The sequence below is a fragment of the Pseudomonas sp. P65(2024) genome (assembly GCF_057480955.1).
In genome coordinates this window covers 1-283 of sequence record NZ_JBLIYX010000061.1, presented here as the reverse complement: position 1 = coordinate 283, position 283 = coordinate 1, and the positions used below count along the sequence as shown (strand labels likewise).

Genomic DNA, 283 nt, shown 5'->3' with positions numbered 1-283 from the left:
CTACATCCGCACCTATGAAGGGTGGCTGTACCTGGCGGTAGTGTTGGATCTGTTCTCTCGCCAAGTCATTGGTTGGTCAATGAAGCCCAGGATGAGCAGCGACCTGGCCATCGACGCCATGCTGATGGCCGTGTGGCGACGCAAGCCACAGCAGCAAGTGATGATTCACTCAGACCAAGGCAGTCAGTTCAGTAGCTCAGATTGGCAAAGCTTCCTGAAGGCCAACAATGTGATCAGCAGCATGAGCCGACGGGGAAACTGCCACGACAATGCCGTAGCCGAG

The 283-nt window shown here is 55.8% G+C and carries 1 protein-coding gene; it reads left to right on the top strand.

Annotated elements, in window-relative coordinates:
- A partial coding sequence (locus AC25MA_RS25850) for a DDE-type integrase/transposase/recombinase (protein ID WP_486972550.1) occupies nucleotides 1-283 on the top strand: 283 nt, incomplete at both ends.